Annotated in this window: 14 protein-coding genes; 3 read left to right on the top strand and 11 right to left on the bottom strand. The window is 42.7% G+C overall.

Annotated elements, in window-relative coordinates:
- Positions 1–123 precede the first annotated feature (123 nt).
- The 4 genes from PP2015_RS00070 to PP2015_RS00055 all read right to left on the bottom strand — a co-directional run bounded on the left by PP2015_RS00070 (position 124) and on the right by PP2015_RS00055 (position 5,850).
- A complete protein-coding gene (locus tag PP2015_RS00070; RefSeq protein ID WP_058028291.1) occupies positions 124–1,575 on the bottom strand; it encodes a TrkH family potassium uptake protein in 1,452 nt (483 codons plus the stop codon).
- A 52-nt stretch (positions 1,576–1,627) separates the two neighbouring features.
- A complete protein-coding gene (locus PP2015_RS00065; protein ID WP_058028290.1) occupies positions 1,628–2,242 on the bottom strand; it encodes a YigZ family protein in 615 nt (204 codons plus the stop codon).
- 307 nt (positions 2,243–2,549) lie between these two features.
- Complete coding sequence (gene pepQ / locus PP2015_RS00060) at positions 2,550–3,872, bottom strand: Xaa-Pro dipeptidase (protein ID WP_058028289.1); 1,323 nt, start codon at positions 3,870–3,872, stop codon at positions 2,550–2,552.
- A gap of 91 nt (positions 3,873–3,963) precedes the next feature.
- Entirely contained in the window at positions 3,964–5,850 is a 1,887-nt protein-coding gene (locus PP2015_RS00055; RefSeq protein ID WP_058028288.1) for a transglycosylase SLT domain-containing protein, read from the bottom strand.
- A gap of 364 nt (positions 5,851–6,214) precedes the next feature.
- Here PP2015_RS00055 and fadB point away from each other — a divergent pair, with 364 nt between their 5' ends.
- The 3 genes from fadB to tusA all read left to right on the top strand — a co-directional run bounded on the left by fadB (position 6,215) and on the right by tusA (position 10,064).
- On the top strand, positions 6,215–8,377 hold the full coding sequence (fadB, locus tag PP2015_RS00050; RefSeq protein ID WP_058028287.1) for a fatty acid oxidation complex subunit alpha FadB: 2,163 nt from the start codon (positions 6,215–6,217) through the stop codon (positions 8,375–8,377).
- Between the two features lie 7 nt (positions 8,378–8,384).
- Positions 8,385–9,551, top strand: a complete 1,167-nt coding sequence (fadA, locus tag PP2015_RS00045; RefSeq protein WP_058031497.1) for an acetyl-CoA C-acyltransferase FadA — start codon at positions 8,385–8,387, stop codon at positions 9,549–9,551.
- 273 nt (positions 9,552–9,824) lie between these two features.
- On the top strand, positions 9,825–10,064 hold the full coding sequence (gene tusA / locus PP2015_RS00040; RefSeq protein ID WP_058028286.1) for a sulfurtransferase TusA: 240 nt from the start codon (positions 9,825–9,827) through the stop codon (positions 10,062–10,064).
- A 32-nt stretch (positions 10,065–10,096) separates the two neighbouring features.
- Here tusA and PP2015_RS00035 read toward each other — a convergent pair whose 3' ends face one another.
- From PP2015_RS00035 to dnaA, 7 genes are all read right to left on the bottom strand, one after another.
- The gene (locus PP2015_RS00035) at positions 10,097–10,537 is read right to left on the bottom strand and encodes an early set domain-containing protein (RefSeq protein WP_058028285.1); all 441 of its coding nucleotides are present in this window, start codon (positions 10,535–10,537) and stop codon (positions 10,097–10,099) included.
- A gap of 185 nt (positions 10,538–10,722) precedes the next feature.
- Positions 10,723–12,792 carry a glycine--tRNA ligase subunit beta gene (glyS, locus tag PP2015_RS00030; RefSeq protein ID WP_058028284.1) on the bottom strand — a complete coding sequence of 690 codons (2,070 nt, stop codon included), beginning with the start codon at positions 12,790–12,792 and terminating at the stop codon, positions 10,723–10,725.
- A 2-nt stretch (positions 12,793–12,794) separates the two neighbouring features.
- Complete coding sequence (glyQ, locus tag PP2015_RS00025) at positions 12,795–13,694, bottom strand: glycine--tRNA ligase subunit alpha (protein ID WP_058028283.1); 900 nt, start codon at positions 13,692–13,694, stop codon at positions 12,795–12,797.
- Between the two features lie 179 nt (positions 13,695–13,873).
- Entirely contained in the window at positions 13,874–16,297 is a 2,424-nt protein-coding gene (gyrB, locus tag PP2015_RS00020) for a DNA topoisomerase (ATP-hydrolyzing) subunit B (RefSeq protein ID WP_058028282.1), read from the bottom strand.
- Between the two features lie 15 nt (positions 16,298–16,312).
- Positions 16,313–17,398: a DNA replication/repair protein RecF gene (gene recF / locus PP2015_RS00015; RefSeq protein WP_058028281.1), complete on the bottom strand. Its 1,086-nt coding sequence runs from the start codon at positions 17,396–17,398 to the stop codon at positions 16,313–16,315.
- Positions 17,399–17,401: 3 nt separating this feature from the next.
- Complete coding sequence (gene dnaN, locus PP2015_RS00010) at positions 17,402–18,505, bottom strand: DNA polymerase III subunit beta (protein WP_058028280.1); 1,104 nt, start codon at positions 18,503–18,505, stop codon at positions 17,402–17,404.
- A 19-nt stretch (positions 18,506–18,524) separates the two neighbouring features.
- Positions 18,525–19,922 (bottom strand): chromosomal replication initiator protein DnaA, encoded by a 1,398-nt coding sequence (gene dnaA, locus PP2015_RS00005; protein ID WP_058028279.1) that lies wholly within the window; start codon positions 19,920–19,922, stop codon positions 18,525–18,527.
- Between the last annotated feature and the right edge of the window lie 276 nt (positions 19,923–20,198).

Below are 20,198 nucleotides of genomic sequence, written 5' to 3'. Positions count from 1 at the left end.
ACCTTTTACAACTTGCAGTCAGTACAAGTGTCCCTTTTATTTTTGTTATTCCTGTTTATATCGGCCGTCTACCGAAGACTTTAATCTGCTGACCTAAATTTTTCTTTAAGCCTTAAGACTAGTTTAACCTCGCCAAAATGTCGGCGTAAATAACACCAGTAGTGTGAATATTTCTAAACGACCAAATACCATGGCCAACGTTAAGATCCATTTAGCTGAATCGGTAATGTCGCCATAATGCGCAGCCACATCGCCTAGCCCAGGACCTAAGTTATTTAAACACGCTGCGGTCGCTGAAAACGCGGTGATGTTGTCCATACCCGTGCCTAACAAGGCAATCATGATGATCACAAACACCAAGGCATAAGCTGAGAAAAAGCCCCATACCGCCTCAACGACTTTATCAGGCAGTGCTTTGCGGCCTAGTTTAATAGAGTAAATCGCACGAGGGTGAACCAAGCGATTTAGCTCACGCACACCTTGAAGATACAGCAAGAACACACGTACTACCTTCATGCCACCACCAGTCGAGCCCGCACACCCACCAATAAAACTAGAGAAAATAAGTAAGATAGGTAAAAACAGAGGCCAAGCCGAGAAATTATCTGTCGCAAACCCAGCAGTTGTACTGATAGAAACTGCTTGGAACAAAGCCTGATCTAGGGTTTCATCTCCATCGGCATACACTTGATTTGACGATAAAACAGCAAAGCAAATGACGACCAAAGCAAGCTGTATAAATAAGAATACTTTGAATTCTGGATCGCGTAAGTACACTCGCACATTTCGACTCGACACCGCCGCATAATGCAGTGAGAAGTTCACTGCGGCGATAATCAAGAACACCACACAAATGAGGTTAATCAAAGGGCTGTCAAAGTAACCCATGGATGCGTCATACGTCGAGAAACCGCCGATCGCAATCGTCGAGAAGGCATGACATAACGCATCGAAAAAGTTCATGCCCGCCAACCAATATGCCAAAGTACAGGCTAACGTTAACGCCACATAAATATACCAAAGGTGCTTAGCCGTATCGGCGATCCGCGGTGTCATTTTCGAGTCTTTCACAGGCCCCGGCGTTTCTGCACGATATAACTGCATCCCACCGACACCTAGCATTGGCAAGACCGCAACCGCTAGTACGATGATACCCATACCCCCTAACCACTGCAGTTGCTGACGGTAAAACAATACCGACTTAGGCAAGGTTTCAATGCCCGTTAAAACAGTTGCACCGGTGGTGGTTAAGCCTGAAAACGCTTCAAAGACTGAATCTGCCAAGGAGAGGTTGGGTGTTTGTAAGAAGATAAGCGGTAAGGAGGCGAACGACCCCAGTACCAGCCAAAATAACACTACTATCAAGAAGCCTTCTCTGGCTTTCAAATCTCCTTTTTGATGGCGGTTAGGATAATACGCCAACATACCCATGATGATACTGAACACAAATGCCAGTACAAATGGTACACCCCCACCATCTTTATAAATCAGCGAAACCAGTGCAGGCGGCACCATGGTGATACTAAATAAGGCCACCAGCTGGCCAAGAATTTTTATTATGGTACGAAATTGCATGCTGCGTTACGCTTCAAAAATAAGAATGACAGAGTGTTATTACTTGATTGTCTTACTCTTTACAGACTAACTCAACCACTCCATGGGTTAAATCAAAAATTTCTTGCTGTGCTTGTTCAACTTGTCGACTATCAATGCTGATTTGCCAATTCACCGCTGAGTCATAGCTTTTATCAAGCTTCAGAATAGTGAAATGGGTATTTAAATACTGCTCAATAACTCCCTGCAACGCATAATCCGATCGCCCTATCAGCTCTGTTGCAGGCACTTTCAATGTTGTTTTTAGTACCTCAAGGGCATTGTTTAGCGTGCCGCCATAAGCTCGCACTAAACCGCCCGTGCCCAGCTTAATGCCGCCAAAGTAACGGGTTGTTACTGCGGTTATTTCACCAAGCCCAGAGCCAATAAGCACATTCAACATAGGTTTGCCCGCAGTGCCATTGGGCTCGCCATCATCCGAGAAACCATAAACATGACTCCCCCCTGGCGCCCCTGCCACATGTGCCCAACAATTATGTCTGGCATCTGGGTAGTCATCATTGATCTTCTTAATAAAGGCTTTCGCAGACTCAATGGTTGGCGTATGCGCAATATGCACTAAAAAAGTGCTCTTCTTAATTTCTTCATGATGACTAATGGATTCGCTCGGAATATAGAATTCTGACATAAAGTTGGGGGTCCAATATTTATACCAATCCTCAATAATACTTAATCATTTTGAGGGATTAAAGCTGCCGCTAACCGCGTTAAAAATTTCTCATTTAGAATAACTAAATAGCAAAATTTTCGCCTTGCCTACATGGAAGTAGGTACCTCAGCGATAGCAGGAGGCGTGAGCGGCGTTATCGACAAGCTTTCCTTGCCTCAAAATAGATCACTTAATTAAGAGGATTGGTATTAGATTCTTTAATAAAAAACGGGAAGCAACTGCTTCCCGTTAGTGTAACGAATTTCGTTTCAATGCGTCGACTTAATTAGTCTAAGTCTAAATCACGCGTCATATTTTCTAGACGATCGTCATGCACAATGATGTTGTCTTCGATACGAATACCACCATATGGCTTGAATGCGTCAACCTTTTCCCAATTAATGTATTGGTTATTATCCGTCTTCGATAAATCACCGAGTAGTGAATCGATGAAGTATAAACCAGGCTCGATAGTGAACACTTGGTTTGCTTCAATCTTGCGTGTGCAACGTAAGAATGGATGGCCTTCAGGTGGCGCTTGGTGCGTACCTGCTTCATCAGCCATGAAACCACCCATATCATGCACTTGCAAACCTAAATGGTGACCTAAACCATGTGGGAAGAATGTTGAAGTAATGCCTTTAGCCACAATGTCATCTGCCGCAAGATTTACAATTTTAAAGTCCGCTAAGGTTTGCGCTATGCGCTTATGACACTCTATATGTAAATCACCATATAGTTTGCCCGGCTGTAAACCTTTACCTAACTCAATTTGATGATCGTTCAGAACTTTAATCAGCTCAGCAAACTCACCTTTTCTTTCAAAATCATACGTACGGGTAATATCAGACGCATAACCGTTAAAGTTTGCGCCTGCATCAATTAAGAAAGATAAATGCTTAGCAGGTGCTTTGCGGTCAAAATGCGTGTAGTGCAAGATTGCACAGTTTTCATTAAGCGCCACAATGTTGCCGTATGGCGTGTCATTTTCCATATGCTGCGTAGCGTTTAGGTAAGCTTGTTGAATCGCAAACTCTGAGCCACCCGCATAAAACGTATCGCGTGCAGCTTTATGACCTAACACAGCTAGACGGTTTGCTTCACGTAGACAAGTTAATTCATATTGCGTTTTGTAAGCACGGTGGAAGTGCAAGTAGTTCATTACCGGCTCAGGGTTTACATTGGTAAAACCTAATGCCTGTGCCACTTCTAAGTACTCACCAATGTAAGCAAACTTTTCTTTATCGTATGGTAGATACTTTTCTACCTGATCTGGCTGTAATAATAGCTGGATATCAAAATACTCAGCCCAGAAGTCACTCGGCTCATCAGGCACTTTATGCCAGAAATCGACCGGACGATAAAAAATGAGTTTAGGCTTATCTTCGCCGTTTACCACAATCCAACAATGTGGATTATCGATCACAGGTAACCAAGCTTTAAACTGAGGGTTCACCTTAAACGGATAATACATGTCATCTAAAAACTGGCGCTTTGCTTGTCCAGAGTGGATCACTAAGCCATCTAAGCCTTCTCGCTCAATAATGGTTTTGGTGCGCTGCTGCAATGTTGCAATATGCTCAGCGTATAAATGTGCTAATTGTTCCATGGTGTACCCATTTCGTTTGGTTTTTCATTTTGCCAGTCTAGCATAAGGCCAGAAATGCAATCCAGCCAACACGCTAGATTGCCAGCTTCACTTACTTCTCTATTTTCATATCCAAGATTGGGGCCAATATATTGCCCTCTCGACCCAACTTAGTGTGATAAACCTGACGATATGCCATCACGTTTTTCACATAGTTTCGGGTTTCTTTAAATGGAATGAGCTCTATCCATAACTCAGCTGGCATACCTTGCTCGGGTAACCAGCGCTTAATTCGATGATACCCCGCGTTATAAGAAGCCGTAGCTAAAATCTCATTGCCACCATTCTTTTTCTTTAAATACTCTAAGTAATCGGTACCTAAACGAATATTAGTGGCTGGCTTATAAAGCTGACGTTTAGAGACTTTTTGCTTGCTAACGTATCGAGCCGTACTCGGCAATAATTGCATTAAGCCATGTGCATTAGCATGAGACACCGCATCTGGCGCAAACGAACTTTCTCTACGAGATATAGCTATACTCCACGCTAGGTCCACATGATTACGCTTACTGTAGCGCGTGAATAACGCTTCGAAGGCCATTGGGAATCGTAGGTCGACATAATTCCACGCTTTAATCTCTGCTAAAGTACGGATAGCACTGTCATACCACTCAAGATCTGCAGCGAGAACCGATGCAGCCAGCTTCTCGGCATTACTTGAAGTGTTGGTGAGATAATTCCATTCTCTGCGTGCAGAAGTAAAACGCTCAAGCTCATAAAGGGCTTTCGCTCTCAAAAAGCCCGGTGCCTGAGACACCTTATCAATGATGGGTTGTGGTACATCTAGGGTTTGCTTATTCAACGACACAGGCATATTTAAACGTGCCGCGGCTAAAAAGCCATAATAATCACGCTTTACCGCCAAAGGCTGCCATAACTGCTGTGCTTTTTCAGGCTCACCACGCTGATTGTAACTATAAGCAAGCCAATATTGTTGGCCGTTACTTAAGTTCTTCATCCCCGTAAATAAAGCCACAATCCCTGCCCAATCTTGCTCTTTGAGCATATTGGCCATCATCCACTGGCGCAGTTTAGTATCTTGTAACTCTTCTGGTACTTTGTTTAGCCAAAAGCGTGCATCATCATGCCCTTTTGATGCCAAAGCCAATGCAAAGCGATACGCCACTGCATCTTTTTGCGCTTGGCTGAATGTAAACATACCTTGTAGTTTGTCCCATGCTCTCAGCGCCAGCTTTTGGTCTCGCCAAATAAGACGTTTAACACCATAAACCGCGATTTCAGCCTCTTTACTTGAGCGCTTCTTATACCGATATAAGCCTGCAGAGGCACTTGGGTCACGCCTGACTGCTTTATATAAATCAGCCAAGTAAGCTTCTTTTTTAGGGAGCAACGTTTTTAAATAAGGCAACAGCGCAACTTGCCCGCCCTGCGCCGCTTTAGTGATACGCTGCCACACCAAAGCTTGTGTCATACGCCCGTCTTTTCGCCATACTCTAAATAACTTATCGCACGCTTTAGGCTGAGACTTTCCGACCGTCCAAAGTGCATCAACTTGATCAAGCAGCTGTGCTTTCGGTGCACCTAAATCAATTTGATACTGTAAATAGTAGCATTGTAACTCAGCATTGCTGGTGGGCTGGTAATACTCAACAAAGAGCGCTTTTTTTCCACGACGCTGCAAATACTCGAGCCAGCTCTTGCGCACCGGCCACTCTAACGGCGTGTTATCGTAGACACTTAAATAATGGCTGATGTCTTGCTGATATTTGAGGCGAGGGTAACGTTTATAAAACGCCAGTTCAGCATACGGTTTGAGCGGGTGATCTAAGTCGTTGATCGCCGCTTTAAACGCTTCGTAATTACCTGAACGTGCAACTTTTTCAGCATCTTTAAATGCTTGATGATCATTGCTCGCAGAAGAAAACCAGCTAAATGCGCCAAGGCTGGTAGCGGCAATGGTCATGATCCAAGATTTCATAATGACCTTTACACTTTAAATTTTAAATTAATGAATGAGATAAGTATTAATGCATTCATCTTGCCTAAACTTGGCTATCTCTAAGATGAATAAATGTACTCAAGGGCATTGGTTCTACGCACAAATAACACATCAATAAAAAACACAAACCAAGTTTGTACATCGACCGTTATCAAGACCAAACGCCATCAGGGTAAAAATGACTTGAGCATTGTGTCACTCAACCACCTTAGCAGCTCAACTGCAAATTTTTAAGGCAGGCGTAAACCTCTGGTAAATTTTTCATTGCAATTTTAATTTAAAGGGTCCAAACTGAGTAAATTAACAACTCATCGTACCAGTGTGATAACACGGGAGAACAAGCATGTTATACAAGAGCGAGTCCTTTGTTGTTGATTTTTACAAAGGCAATATCGCTGAGTTTAAGTTCTGTATGCCAGGTTCGGTAAACAAACTCTCTCAGCAAACCCTACAAGAATGTGGCAAAGCATTTGCCGAACTTAGCCAACGCGATGATATCGCGGCGATGGTTTTCACCAGTGATAAAGACCATTTCATCATCGGCGCCGACATTTTTGAATTCTTACCGACTTTCCAACGCCCAGAAGAAGAACTAGTTGGTTGGATCAAGTCAGCAACAGATATTTTCGATGCCATCGAAGACCTTCCGTTCCCAACTGCATCTGCTATTGATGGCCTTGCACTTGGCGGTGGGTGTGAATGGTTACTTGCAACGGATTACCGTATCGCAAGTCAAAACGCAAAAATCGGCCTACCAGAAGTTAAATTAGGGATCATGCCTGGTTTCGGTGGTACAGTTCGCTTACCACGTATTATCGGTGCTGATAATGCCATGACGTGGATCACCACAGGTAAAGAAAACCGTGCAGCAGACGCATTGAAAGTCGGTGCTGTAGACGGTGTGGTTGCAAAAGACAAATTAGTTGAAGCAGCAGTTAAAACTCTTGAGCAAGCTGTTGCTGGCAAACTTGATTGGCGTGCAAAACGTCAGCTAAAACTTGACCCACTGAAACTAAACCGCGTTGAGCAAGGCATGAGCTTCGCAATGGCTGAAGGTCTAGTGATGGGTAAAACCAAAGGTCACTACCCTGCACCTGTGATGGCTGTAAGAACAATTAAAGCCGCTGCCAATGCAACACGCGATGAAGCAATGGCAATTGAAAATGCCAACTTTGCAAAATTGGCTAAAACAGCAGAAGCAGCCGCGCAAACGGGTATTTTCTTAGCAGACCAATACATCAAAGGTGTTGCGAAGAAACAAGCGAAACAATCTTCTACAGAGATTAAACAAGCGGCAGTACTGGGTGCAGGTATCATGGGTGGTGGTATCGCTTACCAATCTGCTTATAAAGGGACGCCGATTGTCATGAAAGACATCAACCAAGCGGCCCTTGATCTAGGCATGAATGAAGCGGCAACACTACTTGGTAAGAAAGTAGAACGCGGTCACATGAAACTAGACAAGATGGTTGGCACGCTAGGTAAGATCAAACCAACACTGAATGATGCTGATTTAGCGGGCTCTGACATTGTGGTTGAAGCCGTTGTTGAACATCCACAAGTTAAGAAAACAGTACTTGCAGGGCTTGAAAAGCAATTACCTGAAGGCACAATTTTAACCTCGAACACATCGACAATCCGTATTGATGAACTGGCTGAAGCACTAGAAAAGCCAGAGCACTTCTGTGGTATGCACTTCTTCAACCCTGTGCCGAAAATGCCGCTTGTTGAGATCATCCGTGGTGAAAAGACTTCAGATGAAACCGTTGCAGCCGTGGTTGATTACGCACTAAAACTTGGCAAATCACCTATCGTAGTAAATGACTGCCCAGGTTTCTTTGTTAACCGTGTACTTTTCCCTTACTTTGCAGGTTTCAGCAAACTCGTTGTTGAAGGCGCTGACTTTACTAAAGTAGATAAAGTCATGGAAAACGTATTTGGTTGGCCTATGGGTCCGGCATACCTACTAGACGTTGTCGGTATCGATACAGCAAATCATTGTACGGGTGTGATGGCCGATGGCTTCCCTACTCGCATGGCTCGCCAAGATAAAGATCCGGTTGCGGTACTTGCTAATGCTGAGCGTTTTGGTCAAAAGAACCAAAAAGGTTTCTACAAATATGCACCAGATCGTCGCGGTCGCCTTAAGAAGAGCAAAGACGCTGACGCAGTTGCACTACTAAGCAGCATTTGCGATGCGGCAACTGAGTTTGATAAACAAACCATCATTGAGCGTTGTATGGTGCCAATGATCAACGAAGTCCTACTATGCTTACAAGAAGGCATTGTCGCTTCTCCACAAGAAGCTGATATGGCACTTATTTATGGTATTGGTTTCCCTCCATTCAGAGGCGGTGCATTCCGTTACCTAGATCAAATTGGCCTAGCTAACTTTGTTGCTATGGCTGACAAGTACGCACATCTAGGTGAGATTTACCAAGTATCAGAACAGACGCGTCAATGGGCGACTGAAGGTAAAGTATTCTATGCCGTGGAGGGCCAATAACATGACTATGCAAAATGCAGTAATCGTTGATTGTCTTCGTACGCCAATGGGCCGCTCTAAAAACGGTGTGTTCAAACACCGTCGCGCAGAAGACTTAAGTGCACACCTAATGAAAGGTATTCTTGAGCGTAACCCACAAGTTGATCCTGCAAGCATCGACGATATTTATTGGGGTTGTGTTCAACAAACGCTTGAGCAAGGCTTTAACGTGGCGCGAAATGCGGCACTGCTTGCTGGTATTCCTCACACAGTGCCAGCGGTTACCGTTAACCGCTTATGTGGCTCATCAATGCAAGCACTGCATGATGCTGCGCGCGCAATCATGACTGGTGCTGGTGACACTTACCTGATTGGTGGTGTTGAGCACATGGGTCATGTACCTATGACACACGGTGTTGATTTTCACCCTGGCTTATCAACTTCAGTGGCACAAGCTGCAGGCTCAATGGGTTTAACCGCTGAGTACCTTGCAACGATTCATGGTATCAGCCGTGAGCAACAAGATGCGTTCGCGGTACGTTCACACCAACGTGCACATGCAGCGACCGTTGAAGGTCGTTTCGCTCGTGAAATTTTACCAACTGAAGGTCATGATGATGATGGCGTGCCGGTATTAGTAGAAAACGACGAAGTCATTCGTCCAGAGACAACACTTGAAGGTTTATCGCAACTTCGCCCTGTGTTTAACCCAGCGTCAGGCACGGTAACTGCGGGAACTTCATCAGCACTGTCAGATGGTGCATCTGTGATGCTCGTAATGAGCGAAGAGAAAGCCAAAGCATTAGGCTTACCTATTCGTGCCCGTGTTAAGTCAATGGCGGTTGCAGGCTGCGATCCATCAATCATGGGTTACGGTCCGGTTCCGGCAAGTAAGAAGGCTCTTAAGCAAGCAGGTATCACGATTGATGATATTGATGTAGCCGAGCTTAACGAAGCATTTGCTGCACAGTCTCTACCTGTATTGAAAGATCTTGGTCTACTTGAAGTGGCGGACGAGAAAGTGAATCTAAATGGTGGTGCGATAGCCCTAGGTCACCCACTGGGTTGTTCGGGTTCACGTATCAGTACGTCACTTATCCACTTGATGGAAGACAAAGGTGCAAAATATGGTTTAGCCACCATGTGCATTGGTTTAGGCCAAGGCATCGCAACGGTGTTTGAGCGTGTAGAATAAGCCTAAAACAGTTTACTTACTGAGTGAACTGTTACAGCGCTTGCGCTCATTTCTCTTGTCGAGAAATTATTCAAAACGCAAAACTCAACTTGGTGAACCAGTATTTCAGTCATGAATGCTGGTACAAAGGCAAAGTGTGAAAACGCTTTGCCTTTTTTCGTTTTGAGTTCTAAATCTCTATAAAGCTCAAATTAGCAGCTTGTGATGGTTTATTTGTCATCGCGCAGTGGGTAAAATATTCGCCCTATTTTTAGCTTGTTTAAGAGAGTCACCATGCCATTTTCTAATCCCGATCATACATTAGATGCAATCGGTCTTCGTTGTCCTGAGCCTGTGATGATGGTGCGTGGTGCGGTGAGAAAAATGTCTGATGGTGAAACGTTATTAATTATCGCTGATGATCCATCAACCACCCGTGATATTCCAAGTTTCTGTGAATTTATGGACCATACATTGGTTGCCAAAGAAGTTGAACAAGCACCTTTCCGTTACCTAGTAAAAAAGGGCAAATAGCCCTTTTTTGTAAAGCATTCATTCGCTTTAACTTACCCTTTACTCACCATGACCATAGGTGATGCCGAATTTCGATAATCAAAGGTAATGGTGTACCAGCCCTTTTTACTCGGTGCAAAACTAAAGTAGTTATATACCGTGTCACAGTTCGCTGGTATTGGTTTATTTAATTGCAGTGAACCTGACGACTGATAACCACAGTTGAAACCTTTAGTCCAAGACTCATCAGCAATTTTAAATTCATACACTTTGCCCGGCGTCATAAACTTTGCGCGTACCGTGTAAATACCCGGTTCTTGTGCGCCCAGTTTATAGTGAGGTTCTGCATCCCATAAGGTGAAGTCACCACGCAGATACATATCTCTATCAAGGGGTTTTACATTCGGCTGAATAGTCTCTTGGCCTGGAACATATACCTGACTCGAACACGCAGAAAGTAATAAAGCCATTAACGCTGCGGATAGTTTTTTCATACTTTTAAATTCCTCTCAGCCATTTTGCTCAGCTTAGTTCTGAGCTGTTCTAATTCATACCCATTAGAATCAAAACAACTGTAAAAGTGCGAAGTATTTTGTAAAAGAGTTTGTAACCCTCTAACACTAAATGACAAAAAGCCAACCGCTGAGGTTGGCTTTTGACACGTTCTCAATCAAACAGATTAATTTTGAAGGACCGAGATATCCGCTGTATTTAAGAACAAGCGACTTAACTGACTTAGCAGCGCTAAACGGTTATTCTTCACCGCTTCATCATCAGCCATTACCATTACATTATCGAAGAAGTTATCTACCGCTTCTCGTAGGCTTGCCAGTTGCGTTAATGCACCTTGATAATCACCTGCAGCGTAAACTGGTGCAAGCGCTTCGGTTAACTCAGCAACTTGTGCTGCTAGCACTTTCTCTGCGTCTTCGGCTAATAAAGCGTTATCTACAGCTGCATCACTAGTCACATTATTCTTAGCAAGAATATTGTTTACACGCTTATTCGCTGCAGCCAAACTTTCAGCTTCTGCTAATGTACGGAAGTGACTTACCGCTTTAACACGACGGTCGAAATCAGCTGGTGAAGATGGACGACGTGCTAATACTGCTTGGATCACATCAACACTGATACCTTCATCTTGGTACCAAGCACGGAAACGACCTAACATAAATTCAAACACGTCTTCAGCCACATTGTCATTGCTTAGCTTGTCAGCAAATAACTCCTGAGACTTAGCAACAATGTCATGGATATCTAACTTAAGCTCTTTCTCAACCATAATACGAAGTGCACCGATGGCTGCGCGACGAAGTGCAAACGGGTCTTTGTCACCTTTTGGTGCTTGACCAATACCAAAGATACCCACTAGCGTGTCGAACTTATCTGCCAAGGCAACAGCATAGCTGATAGGATTTGATGGTAAGTTATCACCAGCAAAACGCGGCATATATTGCTCGTTTTGTGCTAGCGCAACTTCTTCTGCTTCGCCGTCAATACGTGCGTAATGCATCCCCATTACACCTTGTACGTCAGTGAACTCCATGACCATTTCAGTCATTAGGTCTGTTTTACTTAATAGACCTGCACGTTCAGCTAATGCCTTGTCTGCACCAACTTGCTCAGCGATATAACCCGCTAATGCCGCAATGCGCTCTGACTTGTCTTTTAAAGTACCAAGCTGCTTTTGGAATAATACGCTACCTAAAGATTCTAGGCGGCTTTCAAGGGTTTTCTTTTTATCGGTTTCAAAGAAGAATTGTGCATCAGCTAGACGAGGACGAACAACCTTTTCATTACCTGAGATAACCACACTTGGATCTTTACTTTCAATGTTAGACACAAATAAGAACTTATTAATTAAGTTGCCTGCTTTGTCTAATAGCGGGAAGTACTTCTGGTCGTCCTTCATGGTATAGATGAGCGCTTCATCAGGTACTGCTAAGAACTCTTCTTCGAATGACGCTGTTAGTGTAACCGGCCACTCAACGAGTGAAGTCACTTCTTCAAGTAGGTCTTCATCCATTGCCACAACCGCGTCAACTGCCGCAGCAGCTTCTTCGATTTGTGCACGAATTTGTGCTTTACGTGCTTCGTAATCTGCAACAACATAAGCTGACTTAAGCGTTTCGAATACCTCATCAGCGTGGTTTACAGTTACACGTGCTGGATGATGAAAACGGTGACCTTGCAGTTCATTACTGATCGCTTTACCTAGTACTTCACCTTGTACTTGTGTGCCGCCAAGAAGTGCAGCCACAGTATGCACAGGACGAATAAACTGTGTTTTATTCGCGCCCCAACGCATAGGTTTTGGAATAGGCAATTTAGCCAGCGCTTTGTTAATTGCATCTGCAAGTAGCTCTGTAGCCGCTTGACCTTTTACTGTCGCACGGTGAAGTAACCAAGCGCCCTTTTCTGTTTCTAGCGTTTCAGCTTCGCTCACTTCGATACCACAACCACACGCCCAACCCATGGCCGCTTTAGTTGGGTTACCATCAGCATCAAAAGCTGCCTTAGTCGCAGGACCACGTTTTTCTACAATTTTATCTTGCTGTTCGGTCGCAAGCGCTGAAACCTGTAAACCTAAACGGCGTGGTGATGCATACCAGTTAATGCTTTCGAAAGATAACTCTAATACTTTCAACTCTTCAGTTAGGTTGTCTGCAAAAGCCGTCGCTAGTTTGCGCAGTGATTTTGGTGGTAACTCTTCAGTACCAATTTCTACTAATAAATTTTCAGTTGTCATGATCAGTCCTTACAAAGCGGGAAACCAAGCGCTTCACGCGCTTCATAATATGCCTGTGCACAAGCTTTAGATAATGCGCGTACACGAAGGATATAACGTTGACGCTCTGTTACTGAGATAGCATGACGGGCATCTAATAAATTGAAGGCATGAGATGCTTTCATTACCTGCTCATATGCTGGTAGTGGTAAACCTGCTTCAATCAGTTTTTCACTTTCTTTTTCACATTGATCAAACTGTGCAAACAAAGCATCAACATCCGCGTGCTCAAAGTTATAAGTCGACTGTTCAACTTCGTTCTGATGGAATACATCACCATAAGTGACTTTACCCATTGGGCCATCAGTCCATACTAAGTCATAAATACTGTCTACACCTTGTATATACATAGCAAGACGTTCAAGACCGTAAGTGATTTCGCCAGTTACCGGTGCGCATTCTAAGCCGCCCACCTGTTGGAAGTAGGTGAACTGAGTCACCTCCATGCCATTTAACCACACTTCCCAACCAAGACCCCAAGCACCTAGCGTTGGTGATTCCCAGTTATCTTCTACGAAACGAACTTCATGCGTTAACGTATCAATGCCCATCGCAGCAAGTGAACCTAAATACAGCTCTTGAATATTATCTGGAGATGGCTTTAACACAACTTGGAATTGATAATAATGTTGAAGACGGTTTGGGTTCTCACCGTAGCGGCCATCTGTAGGACGACGACATGGTTGTACATAAGCACTCGACATTGGCTCTGGACCAATTGATTTTAAGAATGTCAGTGGGTGGAATGTACCCGCGCCTACTTCCATATCAAGTGGCTGAGCGATCACACAGCCTTGCTGTGCCCAGTAATCCTGTAGTGCCAGGATCAAGCCTTGAAAGGTTTTTAAATCGTATTTTTGCATAGTTGGCTTAATTTAATTTGGCTCATTGCGCTTTACTAGCTCACATCAAATGGCTAATCACGCAGGGTTTTGTGATTGAAAATTATGCTCAGTATACCGCGTGCTGTGCAGGGTTTTAAGCATCAAACATAAAAAAAGGCGGGAAAACCCGCCTTTTTAAATATTATTTTAGAACTCGATTAAACGTCTAAGTTCACAACACGCAATGCATTGCTCTCGATGAACTCACGACGAGGTTCAACTTGGTCACCCATCAATGTCGCAAACAATTGGTCAGCTGCAATGGCATCTTCAATGGTTACCTGAAGCATGCGACGTGCACCTGGATCCATCGTTGTTTCCCAAAGCTGGTCTGGGTTCATTTCACCCAATCCTTTATAGCGTTGTGTATACAAGCCACGCTTAGATTCACTCACTAACCAATCAAGGCCTGATACAAAATCAGTAACTGGGTGCGTCTTCTCACCACGTTGTACGTAACCGCTCTCTTCCATCAAGTTCGCCATTTGCTTACCTGTGTTTGCGATACGTACATAATCTTTAGACGTAATGAAGTTGTAGTCTAGTGTATAAGCTTTATCAACACCGTGCTGACGGATCTTAACCACTGGGTAGTACATATGACGCTCTTCGTCGTGCGCTACTTCAGCATTAAAGATAGTTGCATCTTCATCTTTTTCTACAAGGTCAGCGACTAAACGTTCTGTCCAGCTAGTTACTTTGTCTTTATCAGATAGATCTGCTTCTGTGATCTCAGGTTGATAGATTAAACGATTCGTTACTGATGCAGGGTATTTACGATTTAATCGCTCTAACACTTCTACCGTTTTCTGATAATCATAAACGATATTTGCTAGTGCATTGCCTTCAATTGCAGCAGCACCTTCAGCTGGATATAACGCAGCACCATTTAATGCTAACTCTAATAAGTAGCCAGTAAGCGCATTTTCATCTTTAATGTACTGCTCTTGCTTACCTTTCTTTACTTTATAAAGTGGCGGCTGAGCAATATACACATAACCACGCTCAATGATTTCAGGCATCTGACGGTAGAAGAAGGTCAATAGTAACGTACGAATGTGCGAACCATCGACGTCAGCATCGGTCATGATGATGATACGGTGATAACGCAGCTTTTCTGGGTTGTATTCGTCACGGCCAATACCACAACCAAGTGCAGTAATAAGCGTTGCCACTTCTTGAGAAGATAGCATCTTATCAAAGCGTGCTTTCTCAACGTTCAGAATTTTACCTTTCAGCGGCAGGATTGCTTGGTTCTTACGGTTACGACCTTGCTTCGCAGAACCACCCGCCGAGTCACCCTCCACTATATATAGTTCAGACAGTGCTGGGTCTTTTTCTTGGCAATCAGCCAGCTTACCAGGTAAGCCCGCTAAATCCATTGCGCCTTTACGGCGAGTCATTTCACGTGCTTTACGTGCAGCTTCACGCGCACGAGCAGCGTCAATGATCTTATTTACAACCGTCTTCGCATCATTCGGATTTTCTAGTAGATACTCGTTAAGTTTTTCAGCCATGGCTTGTTCAACAGCTGACTTAACTTCACTTGATACAAGTTTATCTTTGGTCTGAGAAGAGAACTTTGGATCTGGTACTTTAACACTCACAACAGCTGTTAGGCCTTCACGCGCATCATCGCCTGTCGCGTTACTTGCTGTTTTCGCTTTCTTGTTAAAGCCTTCCTTTTCCATGTAGTTGTTCAGAGTACGAGTCAGTGCAGCACGGAAACCCGCTAAGTGAGTACCACCGTCACGCTGAGGAATATTGTTCGTGAAACAGTAGATGTTTTCTTGGAAACCGTCATTCCACTGCATTGATACTTCAACACTAATGCCATCTTCACGCTCAGAAGTGAAGTTGAATACATTCTGATGTACAGGTGTTTTCTTACGGTTTAGATATTCAACGAAAGCTTGAATACCACCTTCATATTTGAAGTGGTCTTGCTTATTCTCTTCACGCTCATCGGTCAGGATAATACTCACACCTGAGTTAAGGAATGAAAGTTCACGAAGACGTTTTGCAAGAATATCGTAGTGGAAATTTGTATCAGAAAAAGTTTCAGCACTTGGCCAGAAGCGTAACTCAGTACCTGTAGTTTCAGATTCACCAATCTCAGCTAGCGGTGCATCTGGTACACCCATTGTATATTTTTGCTGGTGAAGTTTACCCTCACGACGGATTGTAAGTTGCAACTTTTCAGATAGCGCGTTTACTACTGAAACACCTACACCGTGAAGACCGCCTGATACTTTATATGAGTTATCATCGAATTTACCACCGGCATGAAGTACCGTCATGATAACTTCGGCAGCAGATACCCCTTCTTCAGGGTGAATAGAGGTAGGAATACCACGTCCATTATCTCGAACTGATACAGAACCGTCAGTATGAATAGTTACGAAGATATCATCACAATAACCAGCTAATGCTTCATCGATAGAGTTATCTACTACTTCGAATACCATATGATGAAGACCAGTGCCATCATCTGTATCCCCTATATACATTCCCGGACGCTTTCTTACCGCATCCAATCCTTTCAGTACTTTAATACTGGACGAATCGTAATTTTCAGACATGGGTTTCTTCCAATTTTATGTTGTTAAACTGCCATGTTTCACGTGGAACATTTTCTTTTCTCTTTGTATTGGTTCCACAACAGCAGAAATACTTTCAGCAGTAATAGCCGTAATAAATAGCTGTGACTGACATAATTTTAATAATTCAGCCACACTTGTCATCGTTTCTTCCCCTAACTCTGAGGGTAAATCATCGATTAGCAATATCGACTGCTTTTTCGTTTCGGTTTCAATTAAGGTGTTTTGCGTAATCTTTAACGCATACAACAACAGTTTTAACTGACCCCGAGAAAAAATATTTTCTATACTATGACCATTTATATAAAAGCTAAAATCAGCTTTATGCGGCCCTTTACTCGTATATCCAAGCTTAACATCACGCTCAAAGTTCGCTTTTAACGTGCTAGCTAAGTCTTCTTTCCAACCAGCATCATAACGCAATTCTAGGCCAGAAAATATAGGTATTTGACTCACTATTTTATCAAAAAAATACGCATTAAACCTCTCTATATAGGCTTTTCTTGCAATATTTATTTGATCGGCCACCTTAATAAATTCAACGTCCCAGAATTTGATTTGTTCGGCGTAATTATGTGGACGAGATTTTAGGAGTGCATTACGTTGCTTTAGAATTTTATTGAACTGCCGCCATGCATTAAAAAAAGAATGTTCCACGTGGAACACGCCTAAATCAAGAAACTTTCTACGCTCTTTTGGCCCACCAAAAAACAACTCATAACTTTCAGGAGTTATCACTTGCACAGGTAACAATTGGGCCAGTTCTGAGATTTTTCTACTGGCTTGTCCTTGTATTTTTAGCTGTGTTTCACCTTGCTTGTTCTTACTAATTCCTACAGGTATAGACAAGTTAAGGTGTTGTTTTTTAGCATGAACAATACAAGACTCATGCTCATAATGAATTAGGAGTTTCTGCTTGTTAGTACGAAAAGATTTGCCGTGAGAAAGGAAATAAATAGCTTCGAGAAGACTGGTTTTACCGCTGCCATTCGCACCATAAATAATATTAATGTCTGCGCTTGGCTGAAATGATAAAGCCTCAATATTTCGAAAATGATTGAGGCTAATATAATTCAAACTCATAAACTATAGGCGCATTGGCATCACAACATACATTGCATCATCTTGGCTTACACCCTCAATTAATGCACTTGAGTTTGAGTCAGATAAAGTGAACTGAACATCTTCTGTTTTTAATGTATTCAATACGTCTAAAACATAAGAAACGTTAAAGCCAATTTCTAAGTCATCACCTTGATAACCCACTTCAACCACTTCTTCTGCTTGTTCTTGTTCAGGGTTGTTCGCTGTGATCTTCAATAAACCACTTGATAAATTAAGACGAACACCACGGAACTTCTCGTTCGATAAAATAGATACACGCTGGAATGCACTACGTAGCCACTCACGATTTGCAGTCACTAATTTATCGCCACCGCGTGGTAGAACACGACGATAATCAGGAAAACGACCATCAACTAATTTACTGGTGAAAGTAAATTCACCATCAATTAGGCGCACATGGTTCGCACCAAACTGAATTGTGATTAGTTCATCGTCAGCAGGTAAAAGGCGCATAATTTCTTGCACACCCTTTCTTGGAATAATTAACTGACGCTGCGTATTTAAAGATTCAGACAATGGCTGAGCCGCAATTGCTAAACGGTGACCATCAGTGGCAACAGTTTTAATTTCGCTGTTATCCACTTCAAATGACATACCATTTAAATAATAACGCACATCTTGGTTCGCCATTGAGAAATGCGTGCTTTCTAATAAACGTCTTAACTCTAAACGGGTCGTCTTGAATTCAACTTCACCATCCCACTGTTCGAGGTTTGGAAAGTCTTCAGCTGCCAAAGTCGTTAATGAAAAGCGACTTTTTCCGCTAGTTAAAAGCACTTGATGCTCTTGCATTGAAAAAGTGAGTTCTGAACCATCAGGTAAGCTTTTACAGATATCGAGTAGCTTCTTAGCCGGTAAAGTCAGTTTGGCGTCTTCAGCTGGATTTTCAAGGTGCGAACTTGCAACCAATTCAATCTCTAAATCGGTACCCGTCATGGCTAAAACACCATCTTTAATTTCTAACAGTACATTAGAAAGAATAGGTAGTGTGTGTTTACGCTCAATGGCACCTGAAACCTGCATTAACGGCTTTAAAAATTGCTCTCTTGAAATTGTAATTTGCATAATAAATTAAGCCCGAAAATTAAGACGACAATGTTCTAATTAAATTTTGATAATCTTCTTTTACTTCATGACTCTCATCACGAAGTGATTTTACCTTACGGCAAGCATGTAACACAGTGGTGTGATCTCGACCACCGAATGCATCGCCAATTTCAGGTAAGCTGTGGTTTGTTAATTCTTTAGATAACGCCATCGCCACTTGTCTTGGTCTTGCAACCGAACGACTACGACGCTTAGATAATAGGTCAGAAACACGAATACGATAGTACTCAGCGACTGTACGTTGAATGTTATCAATCGTAACCAGTTTATCTTGCAATGCTAATAAGTCACGCAATGCTTCTTTTACGAAATCAATAGAAATTGGACGACCTGTGAAGTTTGCATTTGCAATCACACGGTTAAGCGCCCCTTCGAGTTCACGTACATTTGAACGTAATTTTTTCGCGATAAAGAAAGCCACTTCATGCGGTAAATTAATATTACTTTGCTGTGCTTTCTTCATCAGGATTGCCACACGCGTTTCAAGCTCAGGAGGCTCAATGGCTATGGTTAAACCCCAACCAAAACGAGATTTTAATCTGTCTTCTACCCCTTCAATTTCTTTCGGGTAACGGTCAGAGGTTAAAATAATTTGCTGGTTACCTTCTAATAAAGCATTAAAGGTATGGAAAAACTCTTCTTGCGAACGCTCTTTGTTTGCGAAGAATTGAATGTCATCGATCATCAAAGCGTCAACGCTACGGTAATAACGCTTAAACTCTTCAATGGCATTATTTTGTAATGCTTTAACCATGTCTTGAACAAAACGTTCAGAGTGCATGTAGACAATTTTGGCATCTTTCTTCTTTTCCATGATGCCATTACCCACCGCATGTAAAAGGTGAGTTTTACCTAAACCTGTACCACCATATATAAAAACAGGGTTAAACGCATTACCCGGGTTATCGGCCACTTGCGTTGCAGCCGCCTTTGCTAACTGGTTTGATTTACCTTCAACGAAGTTATCAAATGTATAGTTTTCTTTAATATTAGATTTATAACCAGATTTAGGTGCAGGTTCTACTTTTTGTTCTGCAACAGGCTGAGCGGTCACTTGAACTTGTTCGTTGCTGGTTGCTTGAGGTGACACATTATTTATCTGCTCTGTAGGAATATTTACTTGAGCAGCAACCGGAGTGCCAACGTCAAAACGTAACTCAGGCGCTTCATCACCACAAATTTCAACTAATAACTCATTGATACGATTAAGGTATTTTTCCCTGACCCAATCTAAAACAAAGCGATTAGGTGCATAAATGGTCAAAGTATCATCGGTACTCTCTGCTTGCAGTGGCCTAACCCACATACTAAATTGCTGAGATGGCAATTCATCTTGCAACACATATAAACAACTTTGCCAAACAGACAGATACACGCTGAACAACTCCAATGGGTTAATATTCCCGTACATCGAAAAGAGTACAAGAATTGATTAATTATTATCACAAAATATAAGTGGAAGCCGGGTATTATGAATTGATCTTATCCACAACTTCAATATTGACTTTTGCAAAAACTAGGATCTTGTTGATAAAAATAATTAAACACCTGTTTTGTAAGGTTTTTTATTTTAGATCCGAGCAACAGATCATAACAAAAAACAACCAAGATCACACGCGATAATTGTGATCAAATTAAGTTTTCCCAAGCT

The sequence above is a fragment of the Pseudoalteromonas phenolica genome, assembly GCF_001444405.1.
In the GTDB taxonomy this organism is placed as follows: domain Bacteria; phylum Pseudomonadota; class Gammaproteobacteria; order Enterobacterales; family Alteromonadaceae; genus Pseudoalteromonas; species Pseudoalteromonas phenolica.
This window is presented reverse-complemented; position numbering and strand designations above follow the sequence as displayed.